This is a genomic window from Flavobacterium sp. CF136, from assembly GCF_000282055.1.
Lineage (GTDB): Bacteria > Bacteroidota > Bacteroidia > Flavobacteriales > Flavobacteriaceae > Flavobacterium.
Genome location: NZ_AKJZ01000021.1, coordinates 22883 through 41402, shown reverse-complemented (window position 1 = coordinate 41402; position 18520 = coordinate 22883). Strand labels below are relative to the sequence as shown.

Annotated in this window: 15 protein-coding genes; 3 read left to right on the top strand and 12 right to left on the bottom strand. The window is 31.6% G+C overall.

What is annotated here, in order from left to right:
• Nucleotides 1-41 precede the first annotated feature (41 nt).
• Nucleotides 42-1403, top strand: coding sequence for a pyridoxal-phosphate dependent enzyme (locus PMI10_RS09090; protein WP_007806934.1), 1362 nt, complete (start codon nt 42-44; stop codon nt 1401-1403).
• Between the two features lie 109 nt (nt 1404-1512).
• Here the strand turns inward: PMI10_RS09090 and PMI10_RS09085 are convergent, their stop codons facing one another.
• The 9 genes from PMI10_RS09085 to PMI10_RS09050 form a co-directional block, all read right to left on the bottom strand.
• Nucleotides 1513-2562: an alpha/beta hydrolase gene (locus PMI10_RS09085; RefSeq protein WP_007806933.1), complete on the bottom strand. Its 1050-nt coding sequence runs from the start codon at nt 2560-2562 to the stop codon at nt 1513-1515.
• 18 nt (nt 2563-2580) lie between these two features.
• Nucleotides 2581-2994 (bottom strand): OsmC family peroxiredoxin, encoded by a 414-nt coding sequence (locus PMI10_RS09080; RefSeq protein ID WP_007806932.1) that lies wholly within the window; start codon nt 2992-2994, stop codon nt 2581-2583.
• A 76-nt stretch (nt 2995-3070) separates the two neighbouring features.
• Nucleotides 3071-3943 (bottom strand): helix-turn-helix domain-containing protein, encoded by an 873-nt coding sequence (locus PMI10_RS09075; RefSeq protein ID WP_007806931.1) that lies wholly within the window; start codon nt 3941-3943, stop codon nt 3071-3073.
• A gap of 22 nt (nt 3944-3965) precedes the next feature.
• Nucleotides 3966-5207 (bottom strand): RNA polymerase sigma factor, encoded by a 1242-nt coding sequence (locus tag PMI10_RS09070; protein ID WP_035631634.1) that lies wholly within the window; start codon nt 5205-5207, stop codon nt 3966-3968.
• 62 nt (nt 5208-5269) lie between these two features.
• On the bottom strand, nt 5270-5608 hold the full coding sequence (locus tag PMI10_RS09065) for a YciI family protein (RefSeq protein WP_007806929.1): 339 nt from the start codon (nt 5606-5608) through the stop codon (nt 5270-5272).
• A 109-nt stretch (nt 5609-5717) separates the two neighbouring features.
• Nucleotides 5718-6170: a carboxymuconolactone decarboxylase family protein gene (locus PMI10_RS09060; RefSeq protein ID WP_007806928.1), complete on the bottom strand. Its 453-nt coding sequence runs from the start codon at nt 6168-6170 to the stop codon at nt 5718-5720.
• Nucleotides 6171-6320: 150 nt separating this feature from the next.
• Nucleotides 6321-6509 (bottom strand): hypothetical protein, encoded by a 189-nt coding sequence (locus tag PMI10_RS22050; RefSeq protein WP_157489760.1) that lies wholly within the window; start codon nt 6507-6509, stop codon nt 6321-6323.
• A 49-nt stretch (nt 6510-6558) separates the two neighbouring features.
• Nucleotides 6559-8352 (bottom strand): T9SS type A sorting domain-containing protein, encoded by a 1794-nt coding sequence (locus tag PMI10_RS09055; protein WP_035631633.1) that lies wholly within the window; start codon nt 8350-8352, stop codon nt 6559-6561.
• Nucleotides 8353-9301: 949 nt separating this feature from the next.
• On the bottom strand, nt 9302-9733 hold the full coding sequence (locus tag PMI10_RS09050; RefSeq protein ID WP_007806923.1) for a helix-turn-helix domain-containing protein: 432 nt from the start codon (nt 9731-9733) through the stop codon (nt 9302-9304).
• A 619-nt stretch (nt 9734-10352) separates the two neighbouring features.
• Here PMI10_RS09050 and PMI10_RS09040 point away from each other — a divergent pair.
• Nucleotides 10353-10538: a hypothetical protein gene (locus PMI10_RS09040; RefSeq protein ID WP_035631623.1), complete on the top strand. Its 186-nt coding sequence runs from the start codon at nt 10353-10355 to the stop codon at nt 10536-10538.
• Nucleotides 10539-10791: 253 nt separating this feature from the next.
• On the opposite strand, the gene PMI10_RS09035 is transcribed toward PMI10_RS09040, so the two are convergent.
• From PMI10_RS09035 to PMI10_RS09025, 3 genes are all read right to left on the bottom strand, one after another.
• On the bottom strand, nt 10792-11151 hold the full coding sequence (locus PMI10_RS09035; RefSeq protein WP_007806920.1) for a carboxypeptidase regulatory-like domain-containing protein: 360 nt from the start codon (nt 11149-11151) through the stop codon (nt 10792-10794).
• A gap of 225 nt (nt 11152-11376) precedes the next feature.
• Nucleotides 11377-11733 (bottom strand): hypothetical protein, encoded by a 357-nt coding sequence (locus PMI10_RS09030; protein ID WP_007806919.1) that lies wholly within the window; start codon nt 11731-11733, stop codon nt 11377-11379.
• Entirely contained in the window at nt 11730-13283 is a 1554-nt protein-coding gene (locus tag PMI10_RS09025; RefSeq protein WP_007806918.1) for a hypothetical protein, read from the bottom strand. Before PMI10_RS09025 ends, PMI10_RS09030 begins: the two co-directional genes overlap by 4 nt.
• Before the next feature lie 974 nt (nt 13284-14257).
• Here PMI10_RS09025 and PMI10_RS09020 point away from each other — a divergent pair.
• Nucleotides 14258-18445, top strand: a complete 4188-nt coding sequence (locus PMI10_RS09020; protein WP_007806917.1) for a hybrid sensor histidine kinase/response regulator transcription factor — start codon at nt 14258-14260, stop codon at nt 18443-18445.
• Nucleotides 18446-18520: the final 75 nt, after the last annotated feature.

Sequence of the window (18520 nt, the reverse complement as noted above, 5' to 3'; positions counted from 1 at the left end):
AAGCTGTTTTATCTTAAGCAAAAAAAATTAAATTCAAAAAAATGGACTTTTCAAATAATATTTTAGAAACTATTGGAAATACACCATTAGTAAAACTCAACAAAGTTGTTGCTGAAATTGATGCTTTGGTATTGGCAAAAGTCGAAACTTTTAATCCCGGAAATTCTGTTAAAGACAGAATGGCTGTGAAAATGGTTGAAGATGCTGAAGCTGACGGACGTTTAAAACCCGGCGGAACTATAATAGAAGGAACTTCCGGAAATACCGGAATGGGACTGGCACTTGTGGCAATTATAAAAGGATACAAATTGATTTGTGTGATATCAGACAAACAATCCAAAGAAAAAATGGATATTTTGCGTGCTGTTGGTGCCAAAGTAGTTGTTTGTCCTACAAATGTTGAACCAACAGATCCTCGTTCGTATTATTCGGTCTCAAAGCGTCTGGCCGAAGAAACACCTAATTCATGGTATGTAAACCAGTATGATAATTTATCGAATACTCAGGCACATTATGAGCAAACAGGTCCGGAAATCTGGAAACAAACAGATGGTAAAATTACACATTTTGTAGTTGGGGTAGGAACGGGTGGAACTATTTCGGGTGTTGGAAAATATTTAAAAGAAAAAAATCCAAATATTAAAATTTGGGGAATTGATACTTATGGCTCTGTTTTTAAAAAATACCATGAAACGGGGATTTTTGACGAAAACGAAATTTACTCTTACATCACCGAAGGAATTGGAGAAGATATTTTACCTAAAAATGTTGACTTTTCGTTAATTGACGGATTTACAAAAGTAACAGACAAAGACGCGGCGGTTTACACAAGAAAAATTGCTTTGGAAGAAGCGATTTTTGTCGGGAATTCAGCAGGAGCTTGTATTAAGGGATTATTGCAGTTAAAAGAACATTTTAAACCTGAAGATGTTGTTGTTGTTTTATTTCACGATTCAGGAAGCCGTTATGTAGGTAAAATGTTTAATGATGACTGGATGCGTGAGCGTGGTTTTCTGGATGAAAATATTACAAAGGCAGAAGATGTTATTAAAGACCATATTGATAAAGAACTGATTGTGGTTCGTACCGAAGAACTGGTTTCGCACGCTATTGAACGTATGCGTAAATATAAAATATCTCAAATTCCGGTAGTTGATATTACGGGTTTTGTTGGCTCTGTTGATGAAACCGATTTGTTCAGAAGTTATGTAGCCGATAAAAATGTAGCTGAAAAACCTATTAAGGAAGTAATGGGGAAACCATTCCCGATTGTTAAGCCAGGAACTCCAATCGAAGAAGTTTCTAAACTTTTTACCAAAGAAAATGATGCTGTTTTAGTTGATTTAGAAAATGGTCACCATCATATCATTACTAAATATGATATTATTGGAGCCATTAAATAATTAAGTTTATTATTTAAAATAGCTTATTCGTAAAAACATAAAAAGACATACAGAACGTATGTCTTTTTATGTTTTTATTATCCTTGGTTATTGAATATTTTTGAAATTCTTATTTCAGTGTAGCTTTAATTACTACGGCAGCCTGTTCAACAGCAGTTTGTACAGCAGGGACATTTGCAATCGGATTTAAAAGTCCGTAATCGTGAATTAATCCATTGTACCTTGTCAGGGTCACCGGAACTCCGGCTTCGTTTAATTTTCTTGCATAAGCTTCACCTTCATCTCTCAAAACATCATTTTCGGCAGTTTGTACCAGAGCAGGAGGTAAATCTTTAAGCTGATCTAAGCTTGCCTGTAATGGAGAAGCATATATTTCTTTTCTTTTGTTAGTGTCAGGAAGATAACTGTCCCAAAACCATTTCATCATATTTTTAGTTAAGAATCTTCCGTTTGCATAAGAATTATAAGATTCTGTTTCAAAATTAGCGTCAGTTACCGGCCATAATAAAACCTGTAATTTTATTTGAGGGCCTTTTTTATCTTTCGCCATTAAGGTAATAGCCGCAGTCATATTTCCGCCAACGCTGTTTCCTACTACAGCAAGGTTTTTACCGTCAACACCAATTTCTTTTCCATTTTGGGCGACCCATTGAGTTGCTGCATAAATTTCATTAATTGCTACCGGGTATTGCGCTTCAGGAGAAGGCGTATAGTCAGGGAAGACTGCTACGGCACCACTTTCTACAACCAAGTCTCTCACTAATCTTCTATGGGTCGGATAATCTCCAAGAACCCATCCGCCTCCGTGAATGAAGATAAATACCGGAGCATTTGCTTTGGCTCCTTTTGGTTTTGTGATATGAATTTTTACTTTATATCCGTTTTGTGAAATTACTTTTTCAGATTCTTCAATACCTGAATAATTTACTTCTACAGATTTTTGAGCACCAACCAATACACCACGTGCATCAGCTACACTTAATTGTTCAAGAGGTTTGCCGTCACCGGAATTTAATGCTTTCAAAAAGCTGCGGACTTCTGTAAAAACCTGTGGGTCATTTTCTCCTTTGTATTGTCTTTCTTGCGCCTTAACGATTGTGTTTAGTGTTAGAAATGCAATTATAAATAAACTTTGCTGTATTGATTTTATAATTTTCATGATTATTGTTTTTTTAAATTAAGAAATAAGATTTGCCTGAAGTACAATTTCAAAAGAAAAAGCCTGACTAACCGGACAAGTTTCTTCGGCGCCTTTAGCGATTTTCAAAAACTCTTCTTCTGAGATTCCGGGAACTTTTGCATTTAGTACTAATAAAGATTGAGTAATCTTTCCGTCGTTTAGAGTAATGGTCGATTCTGTAGCCAATGTGTCTACGGCAAAACCTGCAGTAGTTAGGTCTAAACTTAATTTCATGGTGAAACAACCTGCATGAGCGGCTGCTAACAATTCTTCGGGATTTGTTCCAATACCATCAGCGAAACGGCTGTTGAATGAATATTGAGTTTTGTTTAATACGGTGCTGTCTGTAGTTAGAGATCCGTTTCCGTTTTTAATGTTACCGTTCCAAACGGCTTGTGCTTTACGTTTCATATCTTTAATTTTTATCAGTTATAATTTGATAGTACAAAGATATGGTGGTAGTAAAGCTCTAAAAATACACAAAAGTCTATTCTAATTGTACATTTTTCCCTTGAAGGTATTTTTTTCTGAAATTTGAAGGAGTGTCGCCAACTTTGTTTGTAAAAAGCCGGTTAAAATAGGCCGGATCTTCATATCCGAGTTGATAGGCAATTTCTTTTACGCTTAAAGAAGAGTGTCCTAAAAGCCTTTTTGCTTCAAGAATAATTCGTTCTTTAATAATATCATTAGGCTGGGTTAATTCCAAACGATTGAATTTATTGGATAATGTTTTTGGGGCCACACCAAGAATATCCGCATAATCTGCAACTGTATGTTTGGTTCTGAAATGAATTTCGACCAAACGGCTAAAGTCCCTGAAAAAATCCATTTCTTTTGTAGGTTCATCATTCAGCATACCTAATTGCTGTACTTTCCAGATTCGGGTTGCTTTTATAATAAGTTGCTTCAAATAGGTTCGGATCATTTCTTCCTGCGAAGAATCGGGGGAGTCAAATTCTTCCTGAATCTGATTGTAAATTCCTTCCACAAATAAAATTTCCTTATCAGGTAAAGCCGTCATTGGCATTTCGAAAATATTATTAAACAACAATCCATCACAGGCTACTTCTGCGTCGTGAATTTGTACACAATAAAAATCACGATTATAATACATGAAATAACCTTGTTTTTTTCCTTCTTTCTCAATTTGCAGATATTGATTGCTGTTGATAAAAAATAGGGAAGGAGTTGTGGTTTTATAATGTTTAAAATCGATTGTTATCGAATAATCTTCGGGCAAATAAAGTACTTTGATATAAGGTTTGTAATAATCACCATTAATTTCATCAATAGAATCCTGATTGAGAACGAGGAAACCCAGTTTTTTATAATTGGATTCGAAATATTTATGGTTATTCATTATAAGAGATTTTATCTTTAAATTAGTTTTTTGAGCTCAGTTGTTCTATGTTTTTGCTGATGATATTTTTATCGGCTAATGTTTTGGCTAAGCCGAGTGCGGTTTCAAATTGTTGTAATGCTTTTTTGTTATCAAAGTCAGTATATAAATTTCCGAGCAAGGAATAATAAAAATGATTGTCGGTTAAATTGAGTTTTTCGGCTTCTGTGATTGCTTCTTCTTTGCTTTTTACTTTTGATAAAGCATAAGTCCTGTTCAGAGCCACAATCGGGGAATATTCTAAAATGATCAGATTGTTGTACAATTCGAGAATATGTTCCCACTTTTTAACAGTATCTTCTCTTTTCGTGTGCCAATAAGCAATTCCTGCTTCTAGATGGTATTTTGAAAGCGTATTTCCTGTTGATGATTTACTCAGAAAATAAGTTCCCTTATCTATTAATTCCTGATTCCAAAGCGATTGATCCTGATCCTGATATAAAATAATTTCACCATTTTCAGATGTCCTGGCTTCAAATCTGGAAGAATGAAAACACATTAAAGCCATCAAAGCATTGGTTTCCGGCAGATTTGTAGTTTCATTTTGAATTAATAAGTAAGCAAGCCGCATCGCTTCGGCACAAAGATCCTTGCGTAAAGTTGTGTTTTGCGAAATAGAGTAGTAGCCTTCAGAATAAAGAAGGTATATTGTTTTCAAAACCGTATTCATTCTGTTCTTTACTTCAGAAGGGCCTGGATTTTGGATTTTAATATTTTTTTCTTTGAGTTTTTCCTTGGCGCGATTGATTCTTTTATAAATGACTTCCTTATTGGAAAGGAAAGCATCGGAGATTTCATTTATTCCAAAACCACATAATAAATTAAGAGCCAGTGCAATTTGGACTTCGTCAGAATTACAAGGATCACAAACGGTAAAAATCATTGCCAATTGACTGTCAGCAATATTTTGATCTGATAAGTCAATGTCTGTTTCAGGAGTATTCAGTGGTGTATTGTATTTTATTTCGGTAACTATTTTTGTTTCAAAAACATTATTTCTTTTAAAATAGTTTTTAGTTTTATTTTTGGCTACGGTATAAAGCCATGCCGTTGGGTTTTCAGGTATTCCTTTTATGGCCCAGGTTTCTGATGCAGCCAGAAAAGTATCGCTCACAATATCTTCAGCAATTTCAATATGATGAATTCCAAACAGGTTACAGAGAACCGAAACTATTTTTTGATACTCGGTTCTGAATAAGTTTGGTATAAGTTCTTTATTATCCATATCATAAAGCAAAATGCCTAAGTAAAGATACAAAGGCATTTTTAATATTTATCATTTCAAGTTTAAACGGCCATTCGTATTTCTACATTTCCACCAAAATTCAAAACCGGACAGCCCTGGGCAATTTCGGCAGCTTCATCATAATCTTTGGCCCTGATGATAGCTAATCCGCCAATAGATTCCTTAATTTCGGCATAAGGGCCATTTGTGATGCCTTTATCAGAACTTACCAGTTTACCTTGTCCGTCCCAACGTTGTAAAGGTCTTGCGAGTTTATCCTGTGCAGCTAAACTTCCAAACCAATTTTGCCATTGCTGAAAATGCTGCTGCATTTCTTCCGGAGAAGGCTGTATTTCTTTTGATGTAAAATCTCTTCTGAAAATTAATAAAAATTCATTCATTTCTTTATGTTTTATAAGTTATCAATTTGCATTTTAAATAATTAAAATAAAGGCTGTTTTTATTAAGGTATAAATTTAATATTTTACCGTATAAAAACAGCCGGTTTATTTATCCAAATTGTCCCACTCTGTAGGCTCCCGGAGTATTAGAAAAAGCGATGTTCATACGATTCCAGGTATTAATTGTGGCAATTGCAAACGTAAGATCGATTAGTTCTTCATCAGAAAATTCAGCTTTTGCGATATTGTAAATTTCGTCCGGAACATTACAGGCATTTACGGCTTCTGCATAGGCAAGAGCGGCTCTTTCGCGTTGTGTAAAATAAGGAGTTTCTCTCCAGGCACTTAATCCGCATAAGCGCTGTATTGTTTCACCATTAGCCAAAGCTTCTTTGGAATGCATGTCTAAACAATAAGCACAATTATTAATCTGTGAAACTCTGTAATCTACTAACTCTAAAAGAGATTTTTCGATTGTAGCTTTTTTCAAATAACCGGCAATTCCAAATAAAGCTCCTAATGCTTTTTGACCTTTTTCGAATACATTAATTCTAGTTTCCATGTTGTATAATTTTAAATGTTATACCCTAATGACAACTGAACTTTCAGAATTGGACAAAAAATTATAAAAAAAAATAAAAAAAAACACTTGCGATGTTTTTACAAGTGTTTTATTATTTTATAAATTCCTTACAGCCAATGTCCAAAATTATTATGAAATAGCAGCGCCGCTGTTAAGAGGTGTCCATGATGTAGTTGTACTTACATAAAAATAAAATGATTTTAAGTAAATATCATAAACTATTAAACCATCCGCAGGAGATGCTATTGCATTTCTTTGGGCGGTTGTCATTCCGGGTGCTAACATTCCCTGAGTTGTAAAAGTACTATCAAGAACCAAACTCGCATTTGGTGGTTGGATAGTCAGGGTTTTGTTTTTAAATCAATTATCAGTTTCCTGAATTTGAAATAAAAACTTTTTGAGTCAGTTTTTCATTATTTATTGTTAAGAATTCTGCGATATAAACACCGTGACTGATACTGCTGGTTGAAAAAACGTAATTTGGATCAGACCCCAGATCTTTTTTGGATAATACTACTCTGCCAAGCATGTCATATAATCTAAATGATTTTATTGCTAAATGATTAGGGTTTGAAGCTTTTAAATTGTGATTAATGTTATCCTGATTAATGAAGAAATTGCTTATGGCCTCATTAGGAGTGCCTAATGTTTGATTTGCAAACGTAATTTTAAATCGATCTGAATAGGTTCCGGGCGAAACAGTTACTTCGTATGTTCCGTTTTTTATATCATGATAAGAGGAGTCTAGCCCGTCATACAAATAAATAGTTTCTGAAGAATCAAAATTTACAACTTCAGGAACATAAAATTTAAAAGTAGCACTGGTAGTAACCTTTACTGTTAATGGTATTCTTTTTGAAGGATCAAAATTTACTCCCTGAATAACGTAATTACCATTTGCAATCGAAAAAGATACATCATTGGGAAGGTCAGCATCAATATTTTGAGCATCAATACCAAAATCTACTCCATCAGTAGCTTCGGGCAAAAAAGCCAATGCCAGTTGTCTGGTAAATTGATTGTTGATTATCGTATTCAATTTAAAGTGTGAAATTTCAACAATATCTTCATTAGTTTCTGCACTTTTAGCTGTTTTATTTGTTTTTGCCGGTTTCTCAAATTTTGATAACCCACTATTTTCCTGGTAATATGCCCTGTGGGAATTTTTGAATGTAAGGGTTCCGCTTGCGGTAGCATTAATTATAAAACCCTGACCAATTGGTGAGTATTTACGCTCTATTACCAGTCCGGATGATGTTCCTGTTGTATTTAAAGCACCAGTGGAGGTATAAGAATTAAAAGTAGCGGGTACATAAACACCATTTGAACCTAAAGTGCCGGGTGAATAAGAGCCATAGCCACCTCTATAAGCGGTAAGGTAATGTGAATTTACCGTTTTATCCTGTTCCCAAAAATAAGCCACACCGCCTGATGCGGTATTGTCTGTGTCCAAAAGAAATGCGTTCAGGTGTAATGCTGAAGGATAGGGATTTCCGGTTAATGTGGAGTTATTGATACCAACCGTTACAGTAATATTTCCGTCATTTGGTTTTCCTCTAAAATCATATCTTTGAGCACTACCCGGATTATTGGTTATACTGGTACCCTCGGGATCAACAGAATCACTTCCATCGGTTCCTTTCATGGTAAAACCTTCTCCCGGTGCAATAGTTGTTGCGCTGCCTACAGCAACCCATTGCGAATAATTATTGGAATTCACTAATTTATAAACCCAGGTTGATGCAATTGAGAGAGGGTTTGCATATCCGTCATAAATTCCTGCACCCAGAATAGTAGCGGGTGTAGCTGCGGTAGAAGTTGTAGGCCTGTTTAACATTGTAATTCCGAAATTTGCATTTCCGGAAGAAGCAGACGCTACTCCAACAGGGGAACACCAATAGTTATACTCAAAACGATCAGAAGTCCCTTCCTGATAAACAGATAAAGTACCTGCTCCTGTATTAGTAGAAGTTCCGGTAGTGCCTTGAACAAGCTGAGAGTTATTTCTCAAATATAAATTTGAACTCGTAGCTAAATTTACATCTTGTGTTACATATAGTACTTGATTTTTAACATACATTGATGCGTTGGTACCAAAATAAATTTGGGAAACAGATTTTGAAGAGATCAGTACCAGAAATATTAGTATTGCTTTTTTCATAATTTCCATTTTGTACTAGTTTTTAATTATTGTTATCAGACTATAATTATTGAATGATTTTACAAGTATAAATTCATCTTCTTGTTTTACGAATCCAATATACACCTAAAAAGACGCCTGCTGTGAGTAATAATTCAACTTCCCGATCTATTGTTACGGCTGGAGGAGGGAGACCCGGAGGGGGTGGAGTGGGACCTGCATAAGTTGTGAAACTTGCCAGGACTATTAAGATTAAGATTTTTTTCATAGGTTTAATTTTTAGAATTGAGGCAATCTTTCACAGAAATTAAATCAGAAATGATACTTAGCATATTTAAGGACGTGGTGAAATCATTTATTCAGAATATAAAAAAGGATGTTAATTGCTAAATTATTTACAAAAAAATGCTACACAATAAAACCCATTTTGTAATATGAATTAATCAATAAAATGCATAAAAAAATCACCATATTATCCAGTTATTCCAAATATACAAATATAAAATCTGATTTTTCGCAAGTAAAACCTATTTATACAGAAGTTATTTCTTATAAAAATAATTTTAACTAAAAACCTGCATTATTTTTAAAAAAAAACAACAATGATTCTCTTTTTTGTAATTGCTTTTTTTAAAAATGACGTTTAAGATACTTGTAATTAGTATTTTTGAATTATAAAATAGTTTTTGATATATTTTTGCTAAAACTGCTAAAAATAAAACTGACTCAAATTTACCTTTTAGTTTAAGGTTAGATTAATGTTTTTGTTTGATTATTGTGAGATTTATACTCAATTTAAAAAAGATGTGTTGTTGTAAACCTGAAATTGGCTGATGTTATTTGTTTATGAAAATAAAGGAAAGTAATTAGTAAACAAAAACCCGAAACTTTCGTTTCGGGTTAAATATATTTTAATGAGAAAGAGATCATATTCTATAACATTCGAAAATAATCTAAATTGCATTTATAATTAATTTTCTTCTTCATCCTTTGAAGTTGGTGAAATAATTTCCCGGTCTTCCTGTAGTTCTTTATTTGAATTCATCATAAGATCAAGTCTCATTTCTAATACGTTGATTATTTCTTTTTGATGTTCAATTTTTGATGTATTTTTTGGATTAATGTTTTGTAAATCAAGTAAATAATCTTTTCTGACTTTTATCTTTTCTTGTAATTCCAGTAACTTTTCGCGAAAAACATTTGGATTATGATATTCAGCTGCCGATTCGTTAAGTGTATTATTGCTTAATATGCTGTGTAATAAATCTGTTTTTGATTCAGGTATTACTTCACCATTTTCGTAATTTGATATTGTTTTAACCGAAACTCCTAGTTTTTTTGCCAGTTCTGCCTGCGTGAAACCCAATTTTTTTCTACTTTCTCTGATTTCTAATGCATTCATAATGTGTGTTTTATGTATTTATTTCTTTTTTAAAGAAGAAATATTTCTTTTTATTTGTTTATTTTGTGTAATATTGCATATATTTATTTTCAAATGAACATATATATGTTTTATTATGACTAACAAAGATACGAAAACTAAATCTAAATTGACAATTAGGGAAACTGAGACTATAAACAGGTTTACAACCTTCAATAAATGTTCTGAAATTTTATGTCAGTTTTTCGTAATGGGCTTTAAATCGTTTGATGCATTAAAAGCTATTATGCAATTTCATTATCCCGATATTGATTTAATTAAGTTAAAGAGATTTTGGAATTGTCAATTAATGGATCGGGATATTGTCCTGAAAGTGGAAACTGTTTTTGAAAAAATGAAAAAATGACACGTTTTTGAATATTATAACTTAATATTTTAAAATTAATTCGGCTATAATGCGTTTTAAGATTGTGAAGAGTTAAAGAAAAATAGCGAAAGTTAGATGGCGGTAAACAAATCAATATGTCTAAAACCATATCGTGAAAATTATTGAATCCTTACTAAAGAAATATATGTAATTATAGTAGATAAGATGTTATAAAATGCAGGGTTACAACTGACTGCCAAAACTTAAAATTGAATGATTGAAAAAAATATAACTATGTGGAAGATGAATATAAATGCTGTTTTGGACTCTGAAATAACAGTTTGGGTTTTAGGAATTGCTGATTTGATACTTTTAGTGGTGGTAGTAGTGAGTATTGTTAGCAGTAAAAAAGATACTTACAACTTTGAAAAAATGAAATCCAATTTTAAGAATAAATAAAAATAGTGTCTCACTTACACAGTTTGTGAGACACTATCTTTATTTATATGGCGTTTTTAACCTCTTCTCTCATGATAAAACCTATCTGTAGAAGTAAAATTTGAAAATAATAGTAATTTAATGCTTCAGTCTAAATTCGTTTCTTTATTTTTTCTAATTTTCTTTTTCATCAAAATCATATCAAATACCAATCTCACAATCTAACGCTTTATGAATGAGATCTACAATATTACCATTCACTATTTGAACTCTTCTACAAAATTAACTTACTTTTTTTCATTACTAAAGTGTCTGATTGATTTCTTAAGAAAAAAGCAGATATTTTTCCTGAATGAGTGCCTCGCGTCAAATCAACAGTGTCTATTTCGTAACCATTTTTTTTGAAAATTAAATTTGGAACTCTGTTTTCTAAAGCTCTATTCATTTTAAAATGACCATTTTTATCTGTTTGTGTTGAATTTGATGACGTAATATCAAATTCTTTGATTGTTACTTCGGCAAGAGCTTCTCCTTTTTCATTATACACATAGCCTTCGTACTGTTTTTTAGTACTTTCATAACCAGCACAACTAACAACTAATATAACTGTTATTAATAAATATATTTTTTTCATTTGACTTTAAGTTTTGTTAACCATATTAAACTTAGAGTGTCTCTCTCAGAAGCTGCTATCCTATTTCTTTGGCTATAGTCCAACCAATCCGTATAATATGGCATTAAATCAATTTCTCCATTATGGAATATTCTGAACTAAATTTGTAAAAAATGATTGAACATTTTTTTACACTCGCTAGATTTATATCTTTCTCAATTAGAATTAACAAAAACTAAGTCAATATCACTGTCTTATTATTTTTTTTAGTTTCATATCTATAAAGGCAGTATCTTTTCTTCCATTTACAAAATATTCATTGTATTTTTCACCTCCATTAGTAAAAACTGTTTGTATAGAATCTGATAGTTTTTCATTTATATATATGTATAAATACTGTGATAAATTAATGCGATGTGTTTTAAAGAAACCTTTTTTATCTGTTTTCACACATTTCAAATCTTCATTATTACGTTCAGGGCATATTTTAATATTTGACAAAGGCATTTTAGTATTAGAATCATAAATATATCCCTCATGATTTTTTATAGAAGTTGTACATCCAACTGCTGTAAAAAAAAATATCATTAATATTTTTTTCATTTCATTTCAATTTTAGTCAACCAAATAAGCCCTAACACATCTTTTTCTGAGGCAACAAAGTTTTTAAATAAATATATTTTGGGAGAATTTGGATAGTAAGGCATAATATCAATTTCACTATTTACTTTATATGAAGGCGCATCATCCTTCATTTTTTGTGTAACAGAATTCACACTTCCTTTATGTCCATATGAATAGATTGTACCACCGTATTTCTTTAAAATTTCATGCCCCGTTTCATGAGCTGAAGTAAATTTGAAGTCAATATCTTCATCTGTTTCAAAGCGATATCTCCAATTTTTACTTTTATAAAATTCGTACCAATCCAAATAATAAATGTATCCTACATTATAACATATAGCTTGTCTAGATATTATACTTCCTACTGCACTCATGGGATCTTTTATTGTTCCTGGATTCCCAGATCTCATCCAATTTCCATTTGTATTATAAACTAATTCTATGCCTCCTATTGCTTTTTCCTTTGCATTTATGGAATTCATATATAATTCATAAGATTCGTTATTCACTTTTATATCTTTAGCAATAAAATGATTTTTATTTCTACCCCAATGATAATTTATACCCTCTAAAGCTAATTTTTCTAAATCTGTAAAACTACGAGTTCTTGTTTTAATAATAGGATGGCTAGGGTTTATTTCAGATTGTGGTATCTTATCCCAATCACATACTGTAATTTTACTACCTTTAAACGGATCTTCCGTTTTAGTTGTAGGAGTAAAAGTTTCATAACTCATCTCGTCTGCTGTGGTAAAAGTATTACAATCCAATCCTGTAGCTCCACCATCTTGCAGATCAACTCTCAAAGTTATATCAATGCGTTTTGCTTTTCGGTCAATTTTTACGTCTACCCAATTTACCTCTTTGTATGATGCTTCAAACTCAATTTCTTTTGTTTTTATTTTATTTCCCTTCGTAGCTGTAATTTGTGCTTTTAGCTTTTTTCCTGCAAATCTGGCACTGTCATACATTTCATTATTATCAAAACCATCCCAATTAAGGTGGTATTCTCCCATTTTGGTGTAATCAGGTTCAGATAAAACATATGGCTCAAATATTTGTAGATAATCCCATGTTTTTGAAATGAGTGGTCCTTCTGTTGGTTTTTTGGTCTCAAATAGTATCAAAGGTTTCTTTTGAGCATGTATGATTATAGGCTTTAAATATCCCATTTGATAAATAATCTCATTATTTTCATCTATAATTTTAAAGTTCAAAAAATCTACATTACTGTTTTTTAAAGTATATTTAAAACTGAAAAATGGGTTTTCAGGATTGTTTTTAAAATCTAAAATTCCAAATGGAACCACCGATTTTTCATTTTTATCTAATTCTAAAGTGATGTCAAAATCCTTCGTTTCTGTTATTTTCGGAGCATCTTTTGGCTCTTCAAAAATAATCCCATTTTCTTCACCTACTTCAGTTATTGTTTTTCCTGAATTAAAAACGATACTTTCTTCAGAATACATGTGATGTGCCCTTTTAGTAGTTTTTGTTATTGTACCTCCAACAATTCGTATTCTACTCATAACTAATGGGGTTTAGATTTTTTAGCACTATTATTTTGTAATTCCTTTTTGGCATGTTTGTTTATAGTGTCTTCACTATCTTCACTATTTATCTGAATTCCTTTTACTTTCTAATTGTTATATGAACTTGTTTGAAAATGTGCCATAAATTATTTATTTAAACCATTAGTAAGAATTTATTGTAAAAATAGGGTTTAAAATTACTTTTACAAATCTTCGGCTAGTAATTTTAAATATATTTTACTAGTAATCAGAAAGTGTCCTTTGCGTATTCAGTTTACAGCTAAATTGACTCATTTATTTATGCAAGGGTTTAAGAAAGAAGTTTATATCACATTTGGATTTAACCCATGGTTTAGCGTTTGCTGAAAATTAACCAATTTAATTTATCCTCAGGAAAAATGACTTTTTAAAAAATAGAATTATTAAAGAAGGTTTTACATGGAAAGGGCTTCGACTCCGCCTGATACCTATTGAATTACAATTAGTTTAATATTTTTTACTACAGAAAAGTCAGAGGGTACACTAAAAATGGTCTATGTTTTATATATATTGATTTTTAAGTTTTATATTATAAATCTTAAATAATTTAATATTGTCGCATAGATTATTAATTGTGAAATGCTCTGAGCAAGCAACTGCAATTTTAATAATTATAAAGTATTTGGGTTGGTTTTCCAAGTGTTTTTATTTTACAGAATATGCCGGAAATGGTTTTCTGGCATATTTTTTTTACATTATTCAAAAAAGATTGATACTATTGGATGATTCCTGAATAAAAACGCTATTCTGGTTTTGGCAGAAATATTTTATATTTATTATTTAAGTGTGTGATTTTTTATGGATTATATGTTTATTTAGTGAAAATATTGTTTTTAAGCAACTCTTTATTTCCGAGATGTATTTTATTCTTTAATTTTGATGCAATGTCGAAATTTAAAAGAAACGGCAAATAATATATTTAATTCAGATTAATGAAAAATTCAATAATTATCTGGTTGGCCTTATTTTCTTTCAATCAACTTGCTTTTGCTCAATATGCGAACTTAAAATTCGAAAATTTTGATACAAATAATGGTCTTTCAAGCAGTACCAGTGTTGAAATTTTTCAGGATAGCGAAGGATTTTTGTGGTTTGGAACGATAGATGGTTTGGATATGTATAATGGTTATGAATTTGAAATTTATCGGCCAATTATTAATGACCCGCATTCTATTAGTAATAATAGGATTAATACAATAACTGAAGATAGTAAAGGTCTGTTGTGGGTTGGTACAAGCAATGGGCTGAATATCTTCGATAAAGATTCGCAAAAATTTTACAGGGTAAATCTTTATAGCAAAAACGTTGAAAAATTAAATTTAAGGGAAGAAATAAATAGTTTATTGTTTGACAAAAAAACAAACTTGCTTTGGGTAGGTACTAAAAATGGATTGCTAAAAATCAATTTGACTTCTTCAATTACGCCCTCTTTTGATAATTTAGATTTTACCCGCTATGTAAATAATCCAAAGAATAAAAAATCTATAGATAATAATAATGTTACGAGTATTGTTCAGGATAAATATGGAAATATTTGGGCAGGTACAAATGGGAGTTATCTAAATAAATACAATTCAAAATCAAACTCTTTTGACAGGGTTAATATTGTTTTTGAAAAGAACCAGTACTTAGATCATTTGCCAAAGCAAATTCTTATTGATAAAAATGGTGATTTTTGGATTGGAAATGATTTGGCTCATCTTTATGTTTTTGATATTGAGAAACAGGTAATTAGAAAAATTGCACCGGTAAATCATACTATTCCAATATTTGATTTATTTCAGGATAAGAAGGGGTTAATTTGGACTTCGACAGATGGCAGTGGAATCTATTTGTTGGATAAAACCAAAGGAGCGATTCAGCATTTGGTACAAAGCCAGGATGATCCGTTTTCATTGCCAAATAACCAGCCTTCAAAAGTTCTGGAGGATAAAGACGGTATTTATTGGATTGCTACATATAATAAAGGGATCAATAAATTAGCTTTGTTTAAATCTTCATTCGGACATCATTTTTACAAGCCCAACAGTGATAAAGGTATCAGTACTAAAATTGCACAATCTGTAACAGAAGACAGTAAAAGAAGAATTTGGATTGGTACCGATGGCGGAGGGTTAGATTTATTCGATGATAAAAACGGATCCTTTAAGCATTTTAAAACAATTCCCGGAAATTCAAATTCTTTAAGTTCCAACAAGATTCTATATTTATTAGAAGGGGAAAATAATGTTTTGTGGGTGTGTACCTGGGATAAAGGACTTAATAGATTCGATACAAACACCGGATTGGTAAAAAGATATGAGAATGATCCGGCAAACCCGTTTTCAATTGGTCAAAATACAGTTTGGTGTGCGGCAAAAGATAATCAAAAACGAATATGGCTAGGAACCTCAACAGCAGGATTGAATTTATTTGATAGTGAAACTGAAAAGTTTTTTCAATTTAAAAATATCTTAAATAATCCGAAAAGCTTGATCAGTAATTTTGTCTTTTCTTTGTTTACGGATTCTAAAAATCGTTTATGGGTAGGAACTTCATTAGGGCTTTGTTATGTAAAATTAAGCAGCTTAAATAAAAGAATTCCTGGCAATATTAATTTTGAAGAGATAAAAATTAAGAATATTCAAGGGAATCGGATCAATCATATCACGGAAGATTATAAGGGAAATATTTGGGTAGGTACCGATATGGGATTGTATCAATTAGACCAGAATTTAAAATTAAAACATTCTTACTCTTCTAATAATGGACTTCCTAATAATTTAGTGGTGGGGCTTCAGGAAGATAATGATAAAAATATATGGATTAGTACCAAAAGCGGATTGTCATTACTAAATCCCAAAACTCAAAATATTAAAAACTTTAATGTCCATGATGGATTGCAAGGAGTGGAATTTCAGAGTAAATCCATTGCAAAAACCTTTGATGGAAAAATTATTGTAGGCGGGATAAATGGGTTTAATATTTTTTATCCTAATGATATTTCCCTTAATTCAAATAAAGTTATACCAATTATTACTGATATTAAGGTCTTTAATAAAAGAATAAATGCCGGGGATGCTATAAATGGAAGGGTGCTTTTTGATAAATCGATATCAAATCTGGAGGAATTAGAATTAAAGCATAATGAAGGTTATATTTCGTTTGGTTTTGTTGCTTTAAATTTTCAAAACCCTGAACGTGTCAAATATGCTTATAAAATGAGCGGTTTGGATAATGATTTTATTAACGTAAATAAAAACAGAATTGCTAATTATGCCAATTTAGCACCCGGGACCTATAAATTTGAAGTTATAGCTTCAATAGACGGGCAATGGAAAAGTGCGGGAAAGACAAGTCTTTTGATCAAGGTGCTGCCTCCTTTTTGGAAAACATGGTGGGCTTATTTATTCTATTTTTTATTACTTATAGGAGGTGTATGGTTTGTGTTGAATTTTTATGCTAAAAAAATAAATGAAAAGAAAGAACATGAACTGGATCAGATGAAGCTTCGTTTTTTTATCAACGTTTCACACGAGTTCAGAACACCGCTTACGTTGATATTAAATCCTGTTGAGAAAATATTATCTCAGGTAAATGATGCTGAAGAGGTAAAAAAATCGGCTAATTTAATTCAAAAAAGCAGTAAACGACTGCTGTATTTGGTAGATCAGCTTTTGGATCTTAGAAAAATTGAATCAGGGAAATCGTATTTGGAAGTTACTAATCTTGATATAGTTAAATTTTCTAAAGATATATTCTATTTGTTTGAAGATTTGGCAAAGACAAAAGATATTCGGTTTGTTTTTGAGTCTTCTCTAAAAGAGTATTATGGTATGTTTGATCCGGATAAAATTGAAAAAATACTGGCTAATTTGTTATCAAATGCTGTCAAATTTACAAATAATAAAGGGATAATTAAGATTTCTATTTCCGAAGAGGAAAGCTTAAAAAAACAATATAAATGGCTGTTTTTTAGTCCTGTGACTTCTCAAAAAATGATTCAGATTAAAATTACGGATACAGGAATTGGATTTAAAAAGAAACAATTGAAAGAAGTATTTCAACGATTTTTCCATGCTGATTCTTCAAAAACAGGTACAGGAATAGGATTGAATTATACTAAAAGTTTAGTCGAATTGCATCAGGGCCAAATTTCGGTGGAAAGTAAATATAAATCCGGATCCACATTTACGGTTCAGATTCCAACAGATATAAAAACAGATGGCAAGCTTGTCAGAAAAGGTTTTAAGCTAAATATTTTGCCCAATAATCAAATGAACAGCATAGAATCAGCTGCCTATGAAATTGCTATTACTGATGAATCTGATATCCTGCATGATATAAACAAAGAAGAAGAAAAAGGGAATAAACCGGTCGTACTGTTAATTGAAGACAACAAAGTGCTTCGCAATCATATTAAAAATGAATTAAGTGACCAGTTCAGGGTTAAGGAAGCGTCTAACGGTGTTGAAGGGTTGGAAAAAATACGTAAATATTTCCCTGATGTTATAATTAGTGATGTGATGATGCCTAAGATGGATGGATTTGAATTGTGTCATGAGGTTAAAAATGATTTTGAAATCAGTCATATTCCAATTTTGTTATTAACTGCAAGAAATCTGGACGAAGATATACTTCAGGGATATCAAACGGGTGCTGATGGCTATCTTTCAAAACCATTTAATATGAATATTTTGAAAGCGAGAGTAGCTAATCTTTTAGAAGCCAGAAAAAGATCCAGAGATCGTTTTTCATCTATTGGAGGAATTGTTCCTTCGTCAGATATGACTATTAATTCCCTGGACGAGCAATTTTTAGAAAAATCAACCAAGATTGTAATAGCTAATGTGAGTAATATTGATTTTACCCTGGATGATTTAATTGGAAATCTGGGTATGGGAAGGTCGCAATTTTACAGAAAAATCAGTTCATTGACAGGTCAAAACCCGAGTAATTTTATTAGGACCATTCGATTAAAATATGCATCTGAATTATTACTGACAAATAATTTTTCTATAAAAGAAGTAGCGCATAGTTGTGGTTTTAATTCTACAGCTTATTTTACAAAAACTTTTAAAGAGGTTTTTAAAGTTACCCCTTCTCAATATATCCAGGATCAAAAAGAAAAAAAGGAGTAGAATATATTTTGTACTGATATGAAAAGTTGAACCAATCAGCCTGATTTTAAATTTAAAATCAGGCTTTTTTTATGT

What these genes read in the sequence shown, in the direction of transcription:
- PMI10_RS09090 (WP_007806934.1), top strand. Translation starts at nt 42, where the DNA reads ATGGACTTTTCAAATAATATTTTAGAAACTATTGGAAATACACCATTA.
- PMI10_RS09085 (WP_007806933.1), bottom strand. Translation starts at nt 2,562, where the DNA reads ATGAAAATTATAAAATCAATACAGCAAAGTTTATTTATAATTGCATTT.
- PMI10_RS09080 (WP_007806932.1), bottom strand. Translation starts at nt 2,994, where the DNA reads ATGAAACGTAAAGCACAAGCCGTTTGGAACGGTAACATTAAAAACGGA.
- PMI10_RS09075 (WP_007806931.1), bottom strand. Translation starts at nt 3,943, where the DNA reads ATGAATAACCATAAATATTTCGAATCCAATTATAAAAAACTGGGTTTC.
- PMI10_RS09070 (WP_035631634.1), bottom strand. Translation starts at nt 5,207, where the DNA reads ATGGATAATAAAGAACTTATACCAAACTTATTCAGAACCGAGTATCAA.
- PMI10_RS09065 (WP_007806929.1), bottom strand. Translation starts at nt 5,608, where the DNA reads ATGAATGAATTTTTATTAATTTTCAGAAGAGATTTTACATCAAAAGAA.
- PMI10_RS09060 (WP_007806928.1), bottom strand. Translation starts at nt 6,170, where the DNA reads ATGGAAACTAGAATTAATGTATTCGAAAAAGGTCAAAAAGCATTAGGA.
- PMI10_RS09055 (WP_035631633.1), bottom strand. Translation starts at nt 8,352, where the DNA reads ATGAAAAAAGCAATACTAATATTTCTGGTACTGATCTCTTCAAAATCT.
- PMI10_RS09050 (WP_007806923.1), bottom strand. Translation starts at nt 9,733, where the DNA reads ATGAATGCATTAGAAATCAGAGAAAGTAGAAAAAAATTGGGTTTCACG.
- PMI10_RS09040 (WP_035631623.1), top strand. Translation starts at nt 10,353, where the DNA reads ATGATTGAAAAAAATATAACTATGTGGAAGATGAATATAAATGCTGTT.
- PMI10_RS09035 (WP_007806920.1), bottom strand. Translation starts at nt 11,151, where the DNA reads ATGAAAAAAATATATTTATTAATAACAGTTATATTAGTTGTTAGTTGT.
- PMI10_RS09030 (WP_007806919.1), bottom strand. Translation starts at nt 11,733, where the DNA reads ATGAAAAAAATATTAATGATATTTTTTTTTACAGCAGTTGGATGTACA.
- PMI10_RS09025 (WP_007806918.1), bottom strand. Translation starts at nt 13,283, where the DNA reads ATGAGTAGAATACGAATTGTTGGAGGTACAATAACAAAAACTACTAAA.
- PMI10_RS09020 (WP_007806917.1), top strand. Translation starts at nt 14,258, where the DNA reads ATGAAAAATTCAATAATTATCTGGTTGGCCTTATTTTCTTTCAATCAA.